This window comes from Lysinibacillus sp. RU7, from assembly GCF_057837305.1.
On sequence record NZ_JBYQFK010000010.1, the window covers coordinates 115186 to 132840 of the forward strand.

General features: G+C 40.2%; 16 protein-coding genes and 7 tRNA genes. 22 read left to right on the plus strand and 1 reads right to left on the minus strand.

Translation table 11 applies throughout. The annotated features are described in order from the left end of the window. Positions 1–199 precede the first annotated feature (199 nt). The 8 genes from AC3II9_RS09475 to AC3II9_RS09510 all read left to right on the plus strand — a co-directional run bounded on the left by AC3II9_RS09475 (position 200) and on the right by AC3II9_RS09510 (position 9798). Positions 200–946: a hypothetical protein gene (locus AC3II9_RS09475; protein ID WP_391374171.1), complete on the plus strand. Its 747-nt coding sequence runs from the start codon at positions 200–202 to the stop codon at positions 944–946. A gap of 106 nt (positions 947–1052) precedes the next feature. Then, positions 1053–2117, plus strand: a complete 1065-nt coding sequence (locus AC3II9_RS09480) for a D-alanine--D-alanine ligase (protein ID WP_489155138.1) — start codon at positions 1053–1055, stop codon at positions 2115–2117. Positions 2118–2122: 5 nt separating this feature from the next. Continuing rightward, complete coding sequence (locus tag AC3II9_RS09485; protein WP_489155139.1) at positions 2123–3493, plus strand: UDP-N-acetylmuramoyl-tripeptide--D-alanyl-D-alanine ligase; 1371 nt, start codon at positions 2123–2125, stop codon at positions 3491–3493. Positions 3494–3643: 150 nt separating this feature from the next. Further along, the gene (gene tnpA / locus AC3II9_RS09490; protein ID WP_489155141.1) at positions 3644–4117 is read left to right on the plus strand and encodes an IS200/IS605 family transposase; all 474 of its coding nucleotides are present in this window, start codon (positions 3644–3646) and stop codon (positions 4115–4117) included. A 948-nt stretch (positions 4118–5065) separates the two neighbouring features. Beyond that, positions 5066–5764: an alpha/beta hydrolase gene (locus tag AC3II9_RS09495; RefSeq protein ID WP_489155142.1), complete on the plus strand. Its 699-nt coding sequence runs from the start codon at positions 5066–5068 to the stop codon at positions 5762–5764. Between the two features lie 365 nt (positions 5765–6129). After that, positions 6130–7653 (plus strand): degradosome RNA helicase CshA, encoded by a 1524-nt coding sequence (gene cshA / locus AC3II9_RS09500; protein WP_489155144.1) that lies wholly within the window; start codon positions 6130–6132, stop codon positions 7651–7653. Positions 7654–7841: 188 nt separating this feature from the next. Further along, the gene (locus AC3II9_RS09505; protein WP_489155146.1) at positions 7842–8321 is read left to right on the plus strand and encodes a PH domain-containing protein; all 480 of its coding nucleotides are present in this window, start codon (positions 7842–7844) and stop codon (positions 8319–8321) included. Further along, positions 8314–9798: a PH domain-containing protein gene (locus AC3II9_RS09510; RefSeq protein WP_489155148.1), complete on the plus strand. Its 1485-nt coding sequence runs from the start codon at positions 8314–8316 to the stop codon at positions 9796–9798. Before AC3II9_RS09505 ends, AC3II9_RS09510 begins: the two co-directional genes overlap by 8 nt. A gap of 14 nt (positions 9799–9812) precedes the next feature. Here the strand turns inward: AC3II9_RS09510 and AC3II9_RS09515 are convergent, their stop codons facing one another. After that, entirely contained in the window at positions 9813–10421 is a 609-nt protein-coding gene (locus AC3II9_RS09515) for a rhomboid family intramembrane serine protease (protein ID WP_489155150.1), read from the minus strand. Between the two features lie 66 nt (positions 10422–10487). On the opposite strand from AC3II9_RS09515, the gene acpS reads away from it, so the two are divergent. The 14 genes from acpS to AC3II9_RS09585 all read left to right on the plus strand — a co-directional run bounded on the left by acpS (position 10488) and on the right by AC3II9_RS09585 (position 17655). Continuing rightward, complete coding sequence (gene acpS / locus AC3II9_RS09520) at positions 10488–10841, plus strand: holo-ACP synthase (protein WP_489155151.1); 354 nt, start codon at positions 10488–10490, stop codon at positions 10839–10841. A 62-nt stretch (positions 10842–10903) separates the two neighbouring features. Further along, positions 10904–11905: a LolA family protein gene (locus AC3II9_RS09525; RefSeq protein ID WP_489155153.1), complete on the plus strand. Its 1002-nt coding sequence runs from the start codon at positions 10904–10906 to the stop codon at positions 11903–11905. Between the two features lie 79 nt (positions 11906–11984). After that, positions 11985–13109 (plus strand): alanine racemase, encoded by a 1125-nt coding sequence (gene alr, locus AC3II9_RS09530; RefSeq protein ID WP_489155155.1) that lies wholly within the window; start codon positions 11985–11987, stop codon positions 13107–13109. A 148-nt stretch (positions 13110–13257) separates the two neighbouring features. Then, positions 13258–13542, plus strand: a complete 285-nt coding sequence (locus tag AC3II9_RS09535; protein WP_391374202.1) for a transcriptional regulator — start codon at positions 13258–13260, stop codon at positions 13540–13542. 4 nt (positions 13543–13546) lie between these two features. After that, positions 13547–13897, plus strand: a complete 351-nt coding sequence (locus tag AC3II9_RS09540; RefSeq protein WP_391374204.1) for a type II toxin-antitoxin system PemK/MazF family toxin — start codon at positions 13547–13549, stop codon at positions 13895–13897. A gap of 146 nt (positions 13898–14043) precedes the next feature. Continuing rightward, positions 14044–16215, plus strand: coding sequence for a Tex family protein (locus AC3II9_RS09545; protein ID WP_489155157.1), 2172 nt, complete (start codon positions 14044–14046; stop codon positions 16213–16215). Between the two features lie 131 nt (positions 16216–16346). Next, the gene (locus AC3II9_RS09550; RefSeq protein WP_489155159.1) at positions 16347–16820 is read left to right on the plus strand and encodes a SprT family protein; all 474 of its coding nucleotides are present in this window, start codon (positions 16347–16349) and stop codon (positions 16818–16820) included. 183 nt (positions 16821–17003) lie between these two features. Next, positions 17004–17078: transfer RNA gene (locus AC3II9_RS09555), tRNA-Asn, on the plus strand. 1 nt (position 17079) lies between these two features. Then, positions 17080–17154 (plus strand) — tRNA-Glu (locus AC3II9_RS09560). Positions 17155–17179: 25 nt separating this feature from the next. After that, positions 17180–17255, plus strand: a tRNA-Asp gene (locus AC3II9_RS09565). Between the two features lie 5 nt (positions 17256–17260). Continuing rightward, positions 17261–17335: transfer RNA gene (locus AC3II9_RS09570), tRNA-Gln, on the plus strand. A gap of 5 nt (positions 17336–17340) precedes the next feature. After that, positions 17341–17416: transfer RNA gene (locus AC3II9_RS09575), tRNA-Lys, on the plus strand. Positions 17417–17475: 59 nt separating this feature from the next. Then, a tRNA-Leu gene (locus tag AC3II9_RS09580) sits at positions 17476–17561 on the plus strand. A gap of 17 nt (positions 17562–17578) precedes the next feature. Further along, positions 17579–17655: transfer RNA gene (locus AC3II9_RS09585), tRNA-Arg, on the plus strand.

Genomic DNA, 17655 nt, shown 5'->3' on the forward strand with positions numbered 1-17655 from the left:
TCGTATGATGTGGGTGTGAGTTGTGTTTTTCGAAGAGTGAATGTAATACATACTAACAATTTACTTTAACATATTCTACTGAAAAATACTTGTAACTAATAGAAACAAAAGATATGACGAAGAAAAATATAAATTGTTTCAAAAAACGATAATACATCATATAATATTCATATTATTCGTTTGAAGGAGTGGGCGTGTGATGGCAAAAAAAATGAAAAGTGCGGACGATTTTATTCATCATTTATATATACATATGAATGATGTAGATCAATTCGTCATTTATAGTGGCCTTTCATTTAGGCAATTTTTTTCGTCTATTGAACCGATGAAAAATATATTGCTGCTAAAGCACAATTATGAGGATGGCTCCTTTAACATGCATACACAGTTTGATTATATTGCTACGGAAGATATGACGTCCTTTATGAAACGATTACCGGATATAAAGGGAGATTTTTGTTGGATTGATTTTTCGAGTGAGAAAAACGTCAATCAATTATCGCCAGTAGAGCAAGCCGAGCTTTTATATTTTGGTCATAAACGTGAACCGCTCGCATCACCGTTTTTTAGCAAGTTACAAAATCGATATGCGTATTATGCATCTCCGAATGATAAAATGACAAAAGTATACTTTCGATTCTTAGGTGATAGTGAATTATTAACAGCGAATTTATTTAATAAAATGATTCATGAAAAAGAGGGAACAGGTAGCTTTTGGCGTCGTAAATCAAAGCAAGCAATTCCAACAATCGATCCGATTGTTTTGCGTGCATGCAGACACTTCGTGAAAGAAGGTGCATTGCTGTCATTATTTAAAATGGAAAAGTCATCGCAATACGGTATTGAAATTCGTACATTATCGGATTACAATTTCCCAGATGAAGTATGGGTTGACTTAAATGAAATTTTAAAGCAAAACTACGATGAACTAATAAAAATTAGCTAAGGTTGTCTCGACATTGCTTCGTGGCAACCTTTTTTCAAGTAAGGAATTTAGTTTATAGCGGGTTTTACTTCATGATAAACTAAGGATACTTAAGGAGGTCAACGGTATGAAAAAGAAAATCGGTTTATTATATGGAGGTAAGTCTGCAGAGCATGAAGTATCGCTTTCAACTGCCAAGGCTGTGACACAGGCTTTAGATTTTGAGCAATACGAAGTACATCCGATTTTTATTACATTGGATGGTGAATGGCTTACAGGACCTCAATTAACAGCTCCCGTTGAAACGATTGAACAGTTACAATTTACATCTAATAATGCCCCAAATAATATTACGAAATTTATCGAGGCGCATAATAAATATCAATTTGATGTGATTTTCCCATTGCTACATGGTACAAATGGTGAAGATGGTACCGTACAAGGGTTACTAGAAGTACTAAATGTACCGTATGTTGGGAATGGGGTTTTAGCATCTTCAGCAGGTATGGATAAAGTAGTGATGAAACAATTGTTTGAAATTGCTGGTCTAGCGCAAACGCCATACGTCTACTTTATCCGAAACGAGTGGGAAAAAGACAGCGATGTGATTTTGGCAAAATGTGAAAGCTTACAGTTCCCGCTCTTTGTAAAACCTGCTAACTTAGGGTCAAGTGTGGGTATTAGCAAAGCGACGAATCGCACAGAGTTAGTGACCGCTATTGATTTTGCACTACAATATGATCGTAAAATTATTGTAGAACAAGGGGTTGTTGGTCGTGAAATTGAAATGGGTGTATTAGGGAACGACGAGCCACAAACATCCGTAGTAGGCGAAATTAAACCAATGACAGATTTTTATGACTATGATTCGAAATACAAAGATGGGAATACAGCATTAATTATTCCCGCAGAAGTACCGGAAGCAGTTGTAAAGCAAATGAATGAGATGGCTTGTGCGGCGTTTAAGATTTTAGATGCGTCAGGCTTAGTCCGTGCAGACTTTTTTGTGACAGCTAGTAATGAGGTATTCATTAATGAAGTAAATACAATGCCTGGCTTCACGCCGTTTAGTATGTATCCACTACTATGGCAAAATACCGGTGTGAGTTACCCGGCATTAATTGATCAGCTAATCGAGCTAGCGTTAGAACGTCATGCAGAAAAACAAAAGCTTCAATACAATAAGGATTGAGAACGATGAGAAAAACATTAGCACAAATTGCAACATGGTTAAAAATTCATGAGCAAGAGTATAGTGAGACAGTTGTAACAGGTATTTCCATTGATACACGTACTATTCAGCCGGGCGATCTTTTCGTACCGTTCCGTGGCGAGTCAGTAAACGGACATAAATTTGTCGAGCAAGCATTTGAAAAAGGGGCAGCTGCTTCGTTATGGCTACATGATGAGCCGAATCCACCAGCAGGTAAACCGCTTATTTTTGTTGAGGATGCGGAAGTAGCACTTCAACAAATGGCGATTGCTTATCGTAGTGAGCATAAGGCGACCTTTATCGGTATTACGGGCTCAAACGGTAAAACATCTTCGAAAGATATTTTGGCCGGCACGTTATCCCCCTATTTTAAAGTGCAAAAAACAATTGGGAATTTCAATAATCAGCTTGGTTTACCGATTACGATTTTACAGTTGGATGAAGATACAGATGTTTCGGTCCTTGAAATGGGGATGAGTGGTTTTGGTGAAATCGAGCTTCTGACACGTATTGCACGCCCACACTTAGCGATTATTACGAATATTGGCGAGGCGCATATGCAAGACTTAGGGTCTCGCGCGGGGATTGCGCAGGCGAAATATGAAATTACAAAAGGCTTACTAGATGAAGGGGTGCTCTTCTTTGATGGGGATGAGCCGCTTTTACGGAAGTTAGTCGCAGAAGACCCTGATACGGAAACGATGTCATTTGGTTTTGGCGAAGACAATACACTCATGGCATCCAATATTGAAACAGTAGAAACAGGTAGTCGCTTCCATGTGCAAGGGTTAATGGAGGGAACATTTGAAATTTCCGTACTAGGGGAACATCAAGTGAAAAATGCATTAAGTGCGATGCTTGTTAGTAAAGCACTTGGATTAACAGATGAACAAATTCGTTTGTCTTTAAAACAAGTCACATTAACCGATATGCGTATGCAGCTTGTGCGAGTAGAGAATGGTCCGTTATTTATTAACGATGCGTATAATGCAGCGCCAACATCGATGCGTGCAGCGATTCAGTTTGTGAAGTCAACCAACATGCGTCCTGAAAAATGGCTTGTGCTTGGTGATATGTTGGAGCTTGGGGATGATGAACGTGCTTTCCATGAGCAAATGGCACAGGAAGTAGATGGCTCGATTGCGCGGGTTTGCTTATACGGACCACGTATGAAGTGGTTATATGATCAGTTGATGACCGATTTCGGTCCGGAGCGACTAATTTATACGGAATCGGATTATGGGCTCATTATTGAAGAAATTAAACAACATGCAGGAGAGCAGTGTTTAATTTTATTGAAAGGCTCTCGCGGTATGCAATTAGAGCGAATTTTAAAAGGCGTTGTGTCAGCTTAAAGCTGGCACAATGCCTTTTTTGTATGCTTTGAAAACCCCCTGCTGTGCAGGGGGTTCCGGAAAGCTTTTAGCTATGGACAATAAAAAAACTCCAGTCGTACAATAAAGTCAGGTCTGGTCAACCGACTTCGTACGAAAGGAGCATCCAAAATGGATAATAAAAGTTTAGCACATACAACATGGAATTGTAAGTATCACATTGTTTTCGCACCAAAGTATAGAAGACAAGTCATCTATGGAAAAATCAAAGCAGATGTAGGGAAAATACTACGCCAATTATGTGAAAGAAAAGGTGTAGAAATCATTGAGGCAACAGCATGCCCAGATCACATACATATGTTGGTAAGTATTCCACCGAAGTTAAGTATATCTTCGTTCATGGGTTATTTAAAAGGGAAAAGTAGTCTCATGATTTTCGACCGACATGCGAATTTAAAGTATCGATATGGAAACCGACAATTTTGGTGTCGAGGATACTATGTGGATACAGTCGGTCGAAATAAAAAAGTGATTCAAGCGTACATCCAAAACCAATTACAAGAGGATATCCTGCATGATCAAATGACAATGAAAGAATTCATTGACCCGTTCACAGGAGAAGAAATAAAGAGAAAGAAAAAATAAGTAAGCCGCTTTAGCGGTTTGTGTGGAAACGGAGTGCGGTTGGCAGACCTTTCAGTATGTCTTTAGACATGGGCCAGTACCCCAGCGTTTCACGCGTAGAGCAAACCACCAGTTATACTGGTGGTTTTGATTAAAAGAGTAAGAAGCTCGGTTTAAAGCGGGTGTTTATATTTTTTCTTACGCATCTAACAGAACGATTTAGCCTAGATTTTATGAATAAAATCCCCTAATTGCGTGCATTTCGGCTTGGAAATGCGTGTTTTTATTCGGAAAAGGGGGCATTCCTAGTAGCTGCTGTGATAAAAAAGAGCGAAATTTACTAAAAAAAGTAGCTCGTGTGGAAGGTGAAAAGTGCTTTTATTTAGATGGGCATCAAGCTTTTTTTCCAAGCATACGCCACCATCTGAAATAATTCGTGCATGCCTTTTTGATGTGATCGCCTATAAAATATAATAAATAACGCTTGATTTTGATGAAAATAAACAATAGCTTGCGATTTTTTAACAGAAAAAATAATCTGCTCACTGTAAAAAACGCCGAAATTTGCATTGGCCGTTTTGGATATACGACTTAATTCAGAATAAGTGCTGTTTAGGTAAATAGACCTAATTTTACACTTATTTTAAATTAAGTTGTATCTCGATTTCGCTAGGTGACAAAATTCAAACATGAAAATCATTCCTTTCAATTCGTAAAGATTAAAATTTGCGCCTGCTGTTCAATAAAACGAGTAGCTGAAGACAGCATTCTATATTTAGTGTAGCTATTCATATTAAAGGGAGTTTTTTATTTAGCATTGCTCTTTTTCTATGGCGATATAAGTAAGCGTGATGAAGGCAATACTGAAACTCATCCATCTATTTCTTTTCGTTGTAACGGGGTATTTTTTGCAAAAAATCCTTTCTCGCAAGATTTTTGGAATAGTATATCAAGAAAGGGGGAGAGCATATGACAGTAGGTGTCCTTTTTTTGCATGGTTTTTCTGGTGGACCTTATGAAATACAACCTTTTGCAAATTATATAAAAGAAAACACAACATGGGTCATTGAAACTCCCACTTTTTTAGGACATGGTGATGCTGAGGAGCTGGCAATGGAAGGGTATAAAGCAGAGCATTGGTTAATGGATGCAGAAATGGCGTATCGTAAGCTCGCTAAACAGGTCGATGAAATTATAGTTGTTGGCTTTTCAATGGGTGGTGTAATTGCCATGTATTTAGCGAAGCGTTACCGTGTAAAAAAGCTTGTATTACTTAGTGCAGCAGCGAAATATGTGAGTCCCAGTCAGTTGGTGAAGGATATTCGTACAATGGCAGATGATGCATTCCATAGAAAATTAAAAGAAAATGAACTGTTCCGTCGTTATCAACATAAATTTCAAAATGTCCCATTGTCAGCAACTGTTCAATTTATGAAAATTGTGAGAAAAACGGAGCCGTATATCGGGCATATTACATGTCCTGTCTTTATCGTACAAGGGGCGCTTGATGGGATTGTGCCAAGTGTAACAGCCCAGATGCTATATGATAAAATTCCGGCAAAGCGAAAATCGTTGTATATTTCTGAATGCGGGAAGCATCATATATGTTATAGCGATGATTGTGATGAATGGTTCAGTAAAGCGCTAAAATTTTTATTAGAGCTGTAAAAAATCAGATTATTATGACTCGAGCTTTATCGTTGCATCCAATACTTACACGTGTTAGACTATGTAGAGCAATGGATACATTTTGTGCGAAGACTCTTCATAATTAATGTTGAAGAGTACTTTTTTTTGAATTTAACGGTTTTATTCTATTTTATTTTCATGATAACGGAACAATTGAACGATATAGAATTGAACCGCTCGGCAAAGACCGGGCTTTCCTTTTCATATAAGAGAGCTCTGCAAATAGCAGGGAGAATTTTTTAAGTAACGGAAACGTTCCATATACAGGCTCGAGTTTGCCGACATACTTCATCTGAAAATGTAACCATTTGTCAACTTAAAAGGAAAAAAGGAGATTGAAGAGTTTGACAAATTTTTCAGAATTAAACATTAGCGAATCTACACTACGTTCAGTAAAACGTATGGGATTTGAAGAAGCAACACCAATCCAAGAAGGTACTATTACATTTGCAATGGAAGGCCGTGATGTATTAGGTCAAGCGCAAACAGGTACTGGTAAAACTGCCGCATTCGGTATTCCTCTAATCGAAAAAATCGATCCTAAAAATCCAAACATTCAAGCGTTAGTTATTGCACCAACTCGTGAATTAGCGATTCAAGTATCTGAAGAGCTTTACAAAATTGGTTATGATAAGCGCGTTAAATTATTATCTGTATATGGTGGACAAGAAATCGGACGCCAAATTCGTGCGCTTAAAAACAAGCCACAAATTATTGTAGGTACACCAGGTCGTATTATTGACCATATTAACCGTCGCACACTAAAGCTTGACGATGTACAAACATTAGTATTAGACGAAGCAGATGAAATGTTAAACATGGGCTTCATCGATGATATTAACTCGATTTTAGAAAACGTACCATCAACTCGTCAAACATTACTATTCTCTGCAACAATGCCTCCTGCAATCCGTAAAATTGCTGAGACATTCATGCGTGATCCAGAAGTAGTAAAAATTAAAGCGAAAGAATTAACAATGGAAAACATTGAGCAGTTCTTTGTAAAAGCACAAGAACGTGAAAAGTTTGATGTTCTATCTCGTTTATTAGACGTTCAAAAACCGGAGTTAGCTATTATTTTTGGTCGTACAAAACGCCGCGTAGATGAGTTATCTCAAGCGTTAACTTTACGTGGTTACCTTGCAGAAGGTATTCACGGTGATTTAAGCCAAGCGAAACGTTTATCGGTTTTACGTCAATTTAAAGAAGGCAAAATTGACATTTTAATCGCAACAGACGTAGCAGCACGTGGTCTTGATATTTCAGGTGTAACGCACGTGTATAACTTCGATATTCCACAAGATCCAGAATCGTACGTTCACCGTATCGGTCGTACAGGTCGTGCTGGAAATACTGGTTTAGCGGTGACATTCGTAACACCACGTGAAATGGGTTACTTACGTATTGTGGAAGAAACAACGAAAAAACGCATGACACCACTTCGTCCACCAAGCACAGAAGAAGCGCTTGCTGGGCAACAAGAAGTAGCAATGCAAACATTAGTAGAATTAGTTCAAAATAATGATTTAGGCAACTACCGTGATTTAGCAGCGCAAATTTTAGAAAATAACGATGCTATCGATGTAGTAGCAGCTGCCATTAAAACAATGACAAAAGAGCCTGATGCAACGCCTGTAACAATTACAGAAGAGCGTCCATTACCAATGCGTCGTGAGCGTTCTCAAGGTGGCGGAGGCCGTGGTCGTAATGATCGTGGTGGACGCGGAGGCGGAGGCGACCGCCGTCGTAGCGGCAGCGGTGACCGTAATCGTGGTGGTGAGCGCGGAGGCGACCGTCGTCGTAGCGGTAGTGGAGACCGAGACCGTAATCGTGGTGATCGTCGTCCACGTCGACGTGACGAAAAATAATATTGATGTGAACCGTTCCTTTCGAGGGACGGTTTTTTTTCTGGCTATTATATATGAATCACAAGCTAGCCGTTCTACATGAAGGTATATAAGTTAAGTATATATTTGGTTTAAAGTCCTTATTTTCAGAAATGAAACAAATTCAGCGTTCAATCGTATAAAATACAAAGAAGAAAGAGGTGGGAAAGATGAGGGAGCAACCAAAATATAAAATCCCCGAAAGAGGGGTAACGGTGTGGCGTATTTACGGACTATTCCAAACGCTACTGCTCGCAATACTTGCGGGTGTTACAACATTTTTAACGTATACATTCGAGTGGCCGCTTTATATTTACCTGATTGCTTGGGGGATTGTTATACTTGCTATTATTTTGTTTATTTGGATTTTCCCTAACATTCGATACAATATTTGGCGTTACGAGGTACGTGAACAGGAAATTGAAATTCAAAGTGGTTTATTCGTTGTGACACGTACGTTAATCCCGATGGTACGTGTACAGCATGTAGATACAGAACAAGGGCCAATTTTAAAGCGGTATCGTTTATCGAATATTTCCATTTCATCGGCAGCAACAACACATACCATTCCTTTTTTAGAAACGCATGAAGCAGATGCATTACGTGCACGCATTTCAGAATTAGCAAGGGTGGCGGAAGAAGATGTCTAAATTAAAACTACATGCTGTTTCTGCCCTGATTAACTGTGTCAAAGCGCTAAAGGATATGGCGATTCCGATTATTATTATCGTTGTTGCTAATGGGTTTAATTTTACGTTGAATTTTCGGGATGAAAGATTTTTTAGTCAAATGATTCCGCTCTTTATTTTAGTAGCAGCACTTATTTTTACATTTGTATCAGGGATATTAAAATGGTGGACATTCCGTTATTGGTTTGAAGATAGTGAGCTGCGTGTGGAATACGGATTATTTGTCAAAAAGAAGCGCTATATCCCGTTTGATCGTATTCAAAGTTTAAATTATAAAGAAGGTATTTTTCACCGGATATTTGGACTTGTGCAAGTATTAGTTGAAACAGCAGGCAGTAAAGATGGGAAGCCAGAAGCGCAGCTCACAGCCATTACACGTGCAGCAGCTGATCAGATTGAACAGGAAATGAACAAGGCGAAAATGCGCGGACGTGTAGAAACGGAAGTAACGGCTGGGGTGATCCAACCACAAGGGCGTGTCATTCATAAAATGTCCCCAAAAGATTTAATTATATTAGCGACAACGTCTAGTGGGATTGGTGTTGTGATATTTGGGGTATTCGCTGTAATTTCGCAATTTGCGGAATACATCCCATTCGAGTGGATTTATGATGAGTTTTCACATCTTGTGAAGTACAGTATTGCACTCATCATCGGGCTTATTTTTATCGGGGTATTAGGTGCATGGATTATATCTGTTGCGCTTACGCTCTTAAATTATTTTGATTTTACGGTAACGGAGGAAAATGACCGGCTTGTCATTACGCGCGGTTTGCTTGAAAAGAAGCGGATTACAATTCCGCTGAATCGTGTACAGGCGATTAAAATTGTTGAAAATCCACTTCGTCAGCCATTCGGTCTTGCAACGGTGCAAGTAGAAAGTGCTGGTGGGGGCTTTGCAGAAGGGAAAGATAAAAAAATCGTGTTGTTCCCGCTTATTTCGAAAAAAGAGGCGATGGAACCACTTGCTGCATTGTTCCCGCAATTTCAGTTCCGATTAGAGGAACAGCAGATGATTCGCTCGCCACGACGTGCACGTCCATTTTTCTATCGCATTGATTTCCTATGGTTAATACCTTTAATGATTGTCCCGTCTTATGTATTTTATCCTTACGGGTTATTATCGTTGTTACTCGTTATTCCGGTTATATTATTAGGGATATGGCAACATAAAACCGCCCGTTTTCAGGTGTATGGCTCGCAGCTAACAATTATCTATCGTCAAATTAGTCGAGTCACCTTCTGCGTAGAGAAGAGCCGCATTCAAGTGACGGAGCAAAGGCAAAGCTATTTCCAAAAGCGCAAGCAAGTAGCGACAGGGCAAGTAGTCGTTATGTCAGGGATGACGGGCGCGAAGGCAAGTGCCTATCATATGGAGCAGCGAGATATTGAAGCTTTAATGAACTGGTATGAATATAAAAAAACTTCCGAAGAGTAATTTCGGAAGTTTTTTTATGTGCGATTGCGCCAGACGACAGTCGGTTTTCGTTTAAAGAAAAATAAACCGAGTACGAAGCCCGTTGCTAAGCCGCCAATATGACTTGCCTCATTCACGTTAGATTGTAAGAATGTTAAAATGACACTAATGACGATAAGGGGTAACATAATTTGTCTGAGCTGAGGCATTGCATGACGATAGCGGTATAAAATAGCACCAAATGCGCCGAAAATACCGAAAAGCGCACCACTAGCACCAACCGTTGCATACGTAGGATCTTGTGTTAACAATGTCGCTAAGCCACCACCAATCCCAGATAAAAAGTAAATCGCTAGGAAGCGTATTTTCCCTGCCATTTTTTCTAATTCTGGACCAAATAAAAATAAAGAGAACATATTAAATAAAACATGCATAAAGCCGCCGTGTAAAAACATTGCTGTCATAATGCGCCACCACTCACCTTGCATGATTGCGCCATTGACACTTATACCGAAGTAAAAAACTTCATCGCCCAACTTCGGGATTAATGTCAAAATGTAAATCGCTAAATTAACCGTTAGCAGTGTAGAGACGACAGGGTAACTATGAATGTACTGTTTGAAATTTTCGTTACGTATAAACATGATTCCACCTCGATTTAATAGTATTATACATGGATTGATAAGTAGATTGAAAGGATGAGGTACTAAATGATTGTAGGAATTGGACTTGATTTAGTGGAACTAGAGAGAATAGAAAAGGCGCTTATGCGATCATATAAGTTTGCAGAACGTATTTTAACCGAAAAAGAACGTGCCATTTTTGACACACTTTCGAAGTCACGTCAAATTGAATTTTTAGCCGGTCGTTTTGCAGCAAAAGAAGCCTATTCCAAAGCAAAAGGGACAGGCATTGGAAAAGGCTGTGAATTGCATCAAATTGAAATTTTAAAAGATGAGGTAGGTAAGCCTGTTCTTTATTTTGATGGCGTACTTGTTAATGGTTTTATTAGCATTACACATACAAAACAAGTAGCAGCTGCTCAAGTTGTCTTGATGAAATAGTACATAAAATGCTAAAACACGCCATACAATTACGGTAAGGAACATGGAGAAAGGGTGGGGCGTTGCGATTTCGTCTTATTAGTGTACTAGTTATAATGAGTTTTTTGTTAGTGGCATGTGGAGGTTCATCACAGGAGAAAGTTGTTGGGAAATTAGGTGAAGAATGGGGTGACGGAAAAGGGTACGAGCTTACCGCGACAATGGAAATGAAAACAGGAGGGGAGCCGCGCACATATGATGTCAACGTGTGGCATACAAAGCCTGATTTTTATCGTGTGACGGTAACGGAACAGAATGACAATGTCACGCAAATGATTGTGCGGAATGAGGAAGGTGTCTTTGTTGTGACACCGGCATTACGGAAAACGTATAAATTCCAGAGTGAATGGCCGAAGCAAAATAGCCAAGCCTACCTCATTGGTGCGCTTGCGCAAGACATTGCAGAGGACAAAGAAGCCGTCATGACAGAGAAAGACGGCGAGTACATTTTTGAAACAGCCACACGCAATGCAGAGAAAACAGGTCTACCGCTACAAAAAATTGTGGTTGATAAGAAAACGATGCTACCAAAATCTGTTGTCATTATGGATGATAGCAAAGAGGAAAAAATCGTGATTGACTTTAAAGAAATTGATTTATCCGTTGCGCATAAAAAAGAAGAGTATGCAGTTGAAAAATTCTCAGAAAATGAGGAAAATGAGGTAGCAGCTGCCGATATAGAGGATAAAGAGTTGCAAACGCATTATCCATCTGTTCAGTGGGAAAATACGAAGCTTGCGGATGAGACAGTCATTCAAGAAGATGGAGTAGAGCGGGTTGTTTTGACGTTTGAAGGTGAGAAGGCATATACATTAATGCAACAGCCAGCAACATCAGGGAATTCGGTATTGCCTGTATTTGCACCAGGTGATTTAGCGGATTTAGGATTTACAATTGGAGCGATTACAGATACATCTATTAGTTGGGAAAAGGACGGCGTATCATTCTTCCTTGCCTCAACGAAACTGACAAGAGAAGAGATGATGGAAGTTGCAGCTTCCATGACAGTAGGAAATGTAAAATAGTAAGTGCTTTGTTGGGCGGATAGAGACGTACAACAATATAAAATCTAGTTGATCAATGACAAAAGAGGGTATAAGACAAATGGAACAGACACACTATTACCGTCCGACAAAGGCGATGATTGATTTACAAGCAATTCGTGACAATGTACAAAATTTGCGTCGTCACTTGCAAGATCATGTACAAATTATTGCTGTCGTAAAAGCGAATGCTTATGGACATGGAGATGTAGAAGTCGCACGTGCGGCATTACAAGCAGGGGCAACTATTTTAGCAGTTGCAACACCCGACGAAGCAGTACACATACGTAACCATTTTCCGGAAACCGATATTTTAGTGCTAGGTGCAACACCTGTATCGTTTGCACCGTACGCAAGTGAACATCATATTATGTTAACGGTATTTTCACCGGAATGGGTCAAGCAATTAAAAGTAGCACCAGCACTTTCCAAGCCTCTGCTACTACATATAAAAGTGGATTCAGGAATGGGCCGAATTGGTGTCACATCAAAAGCGCAGTTACTTGAGTTATATGAAGAAATCCAAGCAACACCGCATGTTGTAGTCGATGGTGTGTTTACGCATTTTGCAACAGCTGATGAGGAAGAGACACAATACTTCGATCACCAAGCGAGTCTGTTTAAAGAGCTCATTGCGGCATTACCAGTTAAACCGAGACTTGTACATGCAGCGAATACGGCGACGGCTTTAATTAAAGACACACCGCTACAGTTTGATGCAGTTCGTTACGGTATTTCGTTATACGGTTTAGCGCCTTCCGGTTATGTTTCGCGTATTTTACCGTTTCCGATTCATCAAGCGCTTTCATTAGAAACAGAGCTGGTCCATGTGAAACAATTAAAAGCAGGGCAATCGGTTGGCTATGGTGCAACATACACGGCGGCGGAAGATTGCTTTATTGGTACGCTACCAATCGGTTATGCAGATGGGATGATACGCAAATTAGGCGGACAAACCGTTCTTGTGAGAGGAGAGCGTTGTCCAATTGTCGGGAGAATTTGTATGGATCAATGTATGATTTTATTGCCACGTGCATATAATGTTGGAGAACGAGTCACATTATTAGGCGCACAAGAAAACGATTTTATTTCAATTGATGAATGGGCGACAAAATGCGACACAATTAACTACGAAGTGCCATGTATCATCACTTCACGCGTTCCGAGGGTGTATAATAACAAATAAAAAGCACGAAATTCTACTAGAAACCGCGCGGCTAATTACAAGGATTGTCAGATTTTTTGTATTCTTGTCTTTTCATTGCCAATGTTCGATGTTAAAATGAACTTGTAATGTAGAAGTGTACGTATGGTTTTGGGTGGAGGTGCTTTCTGTGTACGCGAAAAAATTGGAAACGCAAGATTTAATGGTAAAACAAACGAATGATTTTTTTACAGAATTCAAACATATGTTTGAATTGATTTATTTTAGCGAAAATGAGGTCACGTACATGTCGACTGAAAATTTTTCGAAGCATACACAACCAAATCATATACGGGAAGCTTTAATGAAGGGCTATGTGGAAATGTCACACATCAATCTGGCAATTTGTAGGGAATGTCTACATGCAGAGTATGAGGCAGAACATATGGTAGAGCGTCTCGTTAGCGGGGGATGACAATTTGATTGTAAAACGTGGGGACGTTTTTTTTGCAGATCTTTCACCTGTTGTAGGTTCTGAACAAGGTGGTACAAGACCTGTCTTAATTATTCAAAACGATATCGGAAATCGATTTAGCCCGACGGTTATCATCGCTGCAATTACTGCGCAAATTCAAAAAGCAAAATTACCTACGCATGTGGAAATTGATGCAAAAAAGTATGGTTTCGAGCGCGACTCGGTAATTTTGCTTGAACAATTGCGCACAATTGATAAATCACGGTTAACAGACCGGATTACGCAGTTAGATGAAGCGCTCATGGAGAAAGTAGATATTGCATTAGCGATTAGCTTAGGGTTAGTAAAATTTTAATACATAAAAGTAAAGAGCATCGAAACAGTGCAATGTTTCGTCGCTCTTTTTTGTTTTAATGTAGAGCATATCAAGGAGTGAATAGTAAGCTCTTTTTTAGTGGTGATGGTAAAATGAAATCATGAAAAATGAAAGGTAGTGGAATGATGGAACAAAAGAAAATGTTGCAGCTCATTGCAACAGATGCGAATGTAAAACCACATCAAGCGGAAGCTGTTATTAAGCTACTGGAAGACGGAAATACTGTACCGTTTATCGCGCGCTATCGTAAAGAAGCGACGGGTTCTCTTGATGAGGTGCAAATTAAAGCGATTGAAGACCGCTACCATTACATACAACAGCTTGAACAACGGAAGGAAGAAGTATTACGTTTAATTGATGAGCAAGGGAAGTTAACAGAAGAACTATCAGTTGCCATTCAAGCAGCAACGGTTTTACAACGTGTGGAAGATTTGTATCGACCGTACAAACAAAAACGCCGTACAAAAGCAACGATTGCCAAAGAGCGTGGACTGGAACCACTGGCAGATGCGTTAATGGCGTTTCCTAAAGGCACGATAGAACCAATTGCTGCTAAGTATATAGATGCTGAGAAAGGCGTCGAATCAGCCGAAGCTGCTTTAGCAGGTGCGCGAGATATTTTAGCAGAACGCTTTGCTGACGATGCATCCATTCGTGAACAGTTACGCAAGCTCTCTCGTCGTGAAGGCAAAGTTGTAACCGTTGGAAAGAATGCAGAAAAAGACGAAAAGCAAGTATTCGAAATGTACTATGAATACGAAGAGCCAGTCAATCGGATCGTACCGCATCGTATTTTAGCGATTAACCGTGGTGAAAAAGAGGATATTTTACGTGTGTCCATTGCGGTACCAGTGGAGCGTGCGATTCAAGCAATGGAGCATAAGTGGATTCCTCAAAAATTCATGGGTGATGCAGTGGCACAAGTAAAGGAAGCGCTTGCCGATAGCTATAAGCGATTAATTGAGCCATCGATCGAACGTGAAATTCGCGCCGAACTAACAGAAAAGGCGGAAGCACAAGCTATTCATATTTTCTCGGAAAATTTACGGAATCTTCTATTACAACCGCCGATTCGTGGCAAAATGGTGCTCGGCGTGGACCCTGCTTACCGCACAGGTTGTAAACTAGCCGTTATCGATGAAACGGGGAAAATGCTGGAGGTAACAGCAATTTATCCACACCCACCAAAACCGGATGTCGCAAAGTCGAAAGAAACAGTCAAAGCGTTATTGAAAAAGTATCCGATTACAATGATTGCAATTGGCAATGGCACGGCTTCTAGAGAAACAGAGCAGTTTATAGCGGATACATTAAAAGAGGTAGAAGGTGATATTGCATACGTCATCGTCAATGAAGCAGGTGCTTCCGTGTACTCCGCTTCAGATGTTGCCCGCGCAGAGTTTCCGGATTTACAAGTAGAACAGCGAAGTGCGGTATCGATTGCGCGTCGTTTGCAAGATCCGCTTTCAGAACTGGTGAAAATCGATCCGAAAGCGGTGGGTGTAGGTCAGTATCAGCATGACGTTTCGCAAAAGCAATTAGCGGAATCGTTAGCATTTATTGTGGAAACGGCTGTAAACCAAGTCGGTGTTGATGTAAATACAGCATCTGCTTCGCTCTTACAATACATTTCAGGGTTGTCAAAAACAGTAGCTGAAAATATCGTCAATGCCCGTGCAGAAGGTGGGAAATTTACGTCTCGTGCACAATTGAAGAAAATTCCGCGTCTTGGTGCCAAAACATATGAACAAGCGATTGGTTTTTTACGTATACCAGAAGCCAAAAATCCACTGGATGCAACAGGGATTCACCCTGAAAGTTATCCATTAGCAGAACAAATTTTACAAATTGCCGGTGTGACGAAAAAGGATGTCGGTTCTAAAGAGGCAGAAGAGGCAATTGCTACGTTATCGATTTCCGATTTAAGTGAGCAACTAGGGGTTGGTGAAGTAACCATTCAAGATATCGTCGACACGTTAATGAAGCCGTCGCGTGATCCACGAGATGCCTTCCCGCAACCATTACTAAAAACAGATGTACTACAAATGGAGGATTTACAAGTCGGTATGGAACTACAAGGGACAGTACGAAATGTAGTCGACTTTGGGGCATTCGTTGATATTGGTGTGAAGCAAGATGGACTTGTCCACATTTCGAAAATGAGAAAACAACGCGTGAAACATCCGCTTGATATTGTCTCGTTAGGTGATATCGTAACCGTATGGGTAGAAGGCGTTGAAGTGAAAAAAGGTCGGATTTCCCTAACAATGCTTCCACCAGCTGCACAAAATGATTAAACTAGAAAGTGTACGGGGAGTCCCTGTACACTTTTTTTGTATGGAGAAGAAGTATATTTGCAGATATATGAAACGAACATGCAGCTTTGAAACGATTGAGGAAATATTTTGTTGATTTGGAGGTGAATGATATGACAGATGAACAAGTACAACAACTAGTGGAACAATTATCGCTTACTTATTTTAAAGTCCCATTTTTACATCAAGCGTATTTTAATAGTCGTTTAAAAACGACAGGTGGCCGTTATTTGCTGCAGTCCCATAATATTGAACTCAATAAGAAGCTTTATGATCATTTTGGTGAGGAAGAACTGCGCGGGATTATTTTGCATGAACTATGTCACTATCACTTACATATAAGAGGGATGGGTTATAAGCATCGGGATAAGGATTTTCGTGAGTTATTAAAAAAAGTGGGAGCTCCTCGTTTTTGTTCTACTATAGAAGAAAATCAAAAAAAGAAGCGGAGACAGACAATTCATACGTATATTTGTGTGGGGTGTCAGCAATTATATAGAAGAAAGCGCAAAATGGATGTAAGCAAGTATTGTTGTAGTAAATGCAGAAGTGCAATTACCTATGTGAAAAGTGAAATAATCGAGTAGAATGGGTGTTTAAGAAGGAATGAATAGACTTGTTTTATAATGAAGAAACCTTATGTAACAAGGGTTTGTGAGCTTTTTGAAAAAAACTTAGAAAAAAGTTTATAAAAAGTGTTGACGTTTAGGATAGACCTGTCTATAATAATAAAAGTCGACAGCGTGATGCGAACGACAAACGAACAACATTCCGAAGTAGCTCAGTGGTAGAGCAACCGGCTGTTAACCGGTTGGTCGTAGGTTCGAGTCCTACCTTCGGAGCCATGGCCCGTTGGTCAAGTGGTTAAGACACCGCCCTTTCACGGCGGTAACACGGGTTCGAATCCCGTACGGGTCACCACTTATAAAAGAAGATAAAATATTTAGGTCCCGTGGTGTAGCGGTTAACATGCCTGCCTGTCACGCAGGAGATCGCCGGTTCGATCCCGGTCGGGACCGCCATTTGTTGGGGTATAGCCAAGCGGTAAGGCAACGGATTTTGATTCCGTCATGCCTAGGTTCGAATCCTAGTACCCCAGCCATTTCCGAGCCATTAGCTCAGTCGGTAGAGCATCTGACTTTTAATCAGAGGGTCGAAGGTTCGAGTCCTTCATGGCTCACCATTTTTAGTCTTGACATACTTACTTGCATTTTATATAATGGTAAAGTCGCAAGATTAAATGCGGTCGTGGCGGAATGGCAGACGCGCTAGGTTGAGGGCCTAGTGGGGGCAACCCCGTGGAGGTTCAAGTCCTCTCGGCCGCACCAAGTGAATTAATAAATACGCGCCCGTAGCTCAATTGGATAGAGCGTCTGACTACGGATCAGAAGGTTATGGGTTCGACTCCTGTCGGGCGCGCCA

Bases quoted from the DNA above. Each gene is read 5' to 3' on its own strand.
- AC3II9_RS09475 (WP_391374171.1), top strand. From the start codon at position 200: ATGGCAAAAAAAATGAAAAGTGCGGACGATTTTATTCATCATTTATAT.
- AC3II9_RS09480 (WP_489155138.1), top strand. From the start codon at position 1,053: ATGAAAAAGAAAATCGGTTTATTATATGGAGGTAAGTCTGCAGAGCAT.
- AC3II9_RS09485 (WP_489155139.1), top strand. From the start codon at position 2,123: ATGAGAAAAACATTAGCACAAATTGCAACATGGTTAAAAATTCATGAG.
- tnpA (WP_489155141.1), top strand. From the start codon at position 3,644: ATGGATAATAAAAGTTTAGCACATACAACATGGAATTGTAAGTATCAC.
- AC3II9_RS09495 (WP_489155142.1), top strand. From the start codon at position 5,066: ATGACAGTAGGTGTCCTTTTTTTGCATGGTTTTTCTGGTGGACCTTAT.
- AC3II9_RS09505 (WP_489155146.1), top strand. From the start codon at position 7,842: ATGAGGGAGCAACCAAAATATAAAATCCCCGAAAGAGGGGTAACGGTG.
- AC3II9_RS09510 (WP_489155148.1), top strand. From the start codon at position 8,314: ATGTCTAAATTAAAACTACATGCTGTTTCTGCCCTGATTAACTGTGTC.
- AC3II9_RS09515 (WP_489155150.1), bottom strand. From the start codon at position 10,421: ATGTTTATACGTAACGAAAATTTCAAACAGTACATTCATAGTTACCCT.
- acpS (WP_489155151.1), top strand. From the start codon at position 10,488: ATGATTGTAGGAATTGGACTTGATTTAGTGGAACTAGAGAGAATAGAA.
- alr (WP_489155155.1), top strand. From the start codon at position 11,985: ATGGAACAGACACACTATTACCGTCCGACAAAGGCGATGATTGATTTA.
- AC3II9_RS09545 (WP_489155157.1), top strand. From the start codon at position 14,044: ATGGAACAAAAGAAAATGTTGCAGCTCATTGCAACAGATGCGAATGTA.
- AC3II9_RS09550 (WP_489155159.1), top strand. From the start codon at position 16,347: ATGACAGATGAACAAGTACAACAACTAGTGGAACAATTATCGCTTACT.